Genomic DNA, 3061 nt, shown 5'->3' on the forward strand with positions numbered 1-3061 from the left:
CGGCGGCCAGGGCCAGGCATCCCAGCGCGATGGTCAGTTTCGACATCATGCCCGGACAACGTGGTGACGCGGGCCACGTTCCGGCGTCACACGGTCACAGTTTGCGATAGCGGATCAGCGAGAAGTGGCCCATCGGCGGCATCGGCCGGCGCTCGGCGAGTTCCACGCCGCGGTTGCGCGCCGCCCAGTTCACCAGCCGCTGCCACGGGAACTCGGGCCGCCAGCCGAGCCGGCGCGCGATCGGCGAGAACGCCAGCTCGAACAGCTTGCGCGGCCCACTCTCGGCGCCGATGTGGTTGACCAGGATCAGCTCGCCGCCCGGCTTCAGGACGCGGACGAAATCGTCCAGCGTGGCTTCCGGGTCCGGCACCGCGGTGATGACGTATTGCGCCACGACGGCGTCGAAGTAATCGGCCGGAAACGCCAGGTTCTTGGCGTCCATCACGGCCAGCACGTCGACATTGCTGAGATTCAGCGTGCGGACGCGCTCATGCGCCTTGCGCAGCATCGGCTCGGAAATGTCGACGCCGCACAGCCGCGTCGTCTTCGAATAATCCGACAGCGACAGCCCGGTGCCGACGCCGACGTCGAGCACACGCCCGCCGATCGCATCGGCCACCGCGATGGTCGATTGCCGGCCGCTGTCGAACACTTTGCCGAAAACCAGATCGTAAATCGGCGCCCAGCGCGCGTAGGCTTTCGCCACGCCCGCGCGATCGATGTCGTTCGCCATACTCTGCCCCGAAAATCCTTTAGCCGCGCGCGGCGGCCAGCGCCGGCGCCTCGATTTGCTCGCGCCCGCCTTCGAACCGGCGCGGCGCAGCGCTCTTGATGAAGCCGCCGCCGAGCACGCGGGCCTGGCCCTCGGCCGCGTCGTAGAACACGCAAGCCTGCCCCGGCGACACGCCCTCCTCGCCGACCACGAGTTCGACCTCGTAGCCGCCGTTCGCCGCGCGCAGCCAGGCGGGCTGCGGTGCCCGCGTCGAGCGCACCCGGACGAACAGCTCCAGGCCGTCGCCGATCACGTCGTCGAGTGCCCCGTCGCCAATCCAGTTGATGTCGCGCAGCACGATGCGATCCATCAGCAGCGCTTCGCGCGGGCCGACCACGACCTGCCGCCGCGCCGCATCGAGCCGCAGCACATAAAGCGGCGAGCGCGACGCGATGCCGAGACCACGGCGTTGGCCGACGGTGAAATGCACGATGCCGGGATGCTGGCCGAGCACACGGCCGTCGACATCGACGATGTCGCCCGGCTCCATCGCGTTCGGCTTCAGCCGCTCGACCACGTCGGTGTAGCGCCCGGTCGGCACGAAGCAGATGTCCTGGCTGTCATGCTTGTCGGCGACCGAGAGGCCGAACTGCCGCGCCAGCTCGCGGGTCTGCGGCTTGGTCATGTCGCCGAGCGGGAAGCGCAGAAATTGCAGCTGCTCGCGCGTGGTGGCGAACAGGAAGTAGCTTTGGTCGCGGTCGCGATCGGCGGCGCAGACCAGCGCCCGCGATCCGTCATCGAGCCGCCGCGACGACACGTAGTGACCGGTCGCCAGCGCCGAGGCGCCGAGCTCGCGCGCGGTCGCAAGCAGGTCGCGGAATTTGACCGAGCGGTTGCACTCGATGCACGGCACCGGCGTCTCGCCGGAGGCGTAGCTGTCGGCAAAGCTGTCGATCACCGACTCGCGAAACCGGCTTTCGTAGTCGAGCACGTAATGCGGAATCCCGATCCGCTCGGCGACCGCGCGGGCGTCGTGAATGTCCTGGCCGGCGCAGCAGGCGCCCTTGCGATGGATCGCCTCGCCATGATCGTAGAGCTGCAGCGTGATGCCGACGACGTCGTAGCCCTGCGCCTTGAGCAGCGCGGCAGTCGTCGAGGAATCCACGCCGCCGGACATCGCGACCACGACGCGGGTGTCCTGCGGCCGGCCTTCGAGATCCAGACTGTTGAGCATTGGTTCAGTCATAAGCTGCGACCGGCGTCCGCCGCGCGGTCATCCTTCCGCAATGTCCGGAAGCGGCAGGGCCAATTCCGCAAACCTCGGTGATGCATGCTTTTAATATAGGCCGCCTCCCGGAGGCGCAATCGCAGCGGCCCGGTTTTGCGGGCCGCGGCCGCGGCAAATTCTGCCGCAGCGGCAGAAATAGCGTGGCAAAGCCCGGTTCCGCTCTGCCGTTGCGTACGCCAACCATCTGGATTCGCTCATTTTTTTGTTTGGCCCGGTCCTTGCTGAAGGTGCTTTGGACTGAAGAGTGAGAGATTGCCCGTGGTCAACGCATCGCCAGACGTCGCAGCCAGCACGCCCGCCCCCGCGCCTCGCACCCAGGCGCGCAACGAGCGTTCGTCGCATACGGACAATTTCGCCGCCCTTGTGGACAGCAATACCGCTGCCTACGACAAGGCCAGCTCGGCGCCGAAGCCGGACACCCGGTCCTCGAGCAGCGCCTCGGACGACCGCGGCACCAGCCGCAGCTCCCGCACCGACCGGAGCGATACGACCGATCGCAGCCGCTCCCGCGACACCAACGACGACTCCCGCCGCGCCGATAACGCCGCGTCGTCCGATCCGGCCAAACCGGACGCCAAGACCACCGACACCACCGGCGGCGACAAGACCGATACGACGAAGAGCGACAAGGCGGACAACACGAAGTCGGCCAAGGACGACAAATCCGGCGCCGCCAAGGACACCGACGCCAAGGGCGCCGACCAGACCGACAGCAAGGACGCCGGCGCGACCCCGCCGGTGACGATCACGCCGAACGCGACCGCGCTGATCGCTGCTCAGATCACGACCTCTGCCGCCGGCCCGAACGCCGAAGGTGACGCCGCGGGCAGCGCGACCGGCACGCCACTGGCGATCGCCGCCGCCGCGGCGCTGAAGGCCAAGGCCGATGCCGGAACGACGACGACTCAGACCGCTACCGCCGACCAGACGGGGACCGCCGAGGCGACCCAGACCGGCGTTGCGGCCGATCCGAAACTCGCCGCGCTGGCAGCCCAGGCCAACGGCGCCAAGGCCGACACCAAGGCGGGCGCCAAGACCGACGGGACAGCCAAGCCGGACAC

2 protein-coding genes and 1 pseudogene are annotated in these 3061 nt (G+C 68.5%); 1 reads left to right on the forward strand and 2 read right to left on the reverse strand.

Annotation, left to right across the window (positions count from 1 at the left end):
- Nucleotides 1–94 precede the first annotated feature (94 nt).
- The gene (locus tag DYI24_RS24220; protein ID WP_107354623.1) at nt 95–733 is read right to left on the reverse strand and encodes a class I SAM-dependent methyltransferase; all 639 of its coding nucleotides are present in this window, start codon (nt 731–733) and stop codon (nt 95–97) included.
- Nucleotides 734–752: 19 nt separating this feature from the next.
- Nucleotides 753–1946 carry a tRNA 2-thiouridine(34) synthase MnmA gene (gene mnmA, locus DYI24_RS24225; protein WP_107354622.1) on the reverse strand — a complete coding sequence of 398 codons (1194 nt, stop codon included), beginning with the start codon at nt 1944–1946 and terminating at the stop codon, nt 753–755.
- 312 nt (nt 1947–2258) lie between these two features.
- On the opposite strand from mnmA, the pseudogene DYI24_RS24230 reads away from it, so the two are divergent.
- A pseudogene (locus DYI24_RS24230) lies at nt 2259–3061 on the forward strand (flagellar hook-length control protein FliK); the annotation flags it as partial.

The sequence above is a fragment of the Rhodopseudomonas sp. BR0C11 genome, from assembly GCF_010820945.1.
In the GTDB taxonomy this organism is placed as follows: domain Bacteria; phylum Pseudomonadota; class Alphaproteobacteria; order Rhizobiales; family Xanthobacteraceae; genus Rhodopseudomonas; species Rhodopseudomonas palustris_H.

Coding starts and splice junctions, on each gene's coding strand:
- DYI24_RS24220 (WP_107354623.1), bottom strand. CDS start 733: ATGGCGAACGACATCGATCGCGCGGGCGTGGCGAAAGCCTACGCGCGC.
- mnmA (WP_107354622.1), bottom strand. CDS start 1,946: ATGCTCAACAGTCTGGATCTCGAAGGCCGGCCGCAGGACACCCGCGTC.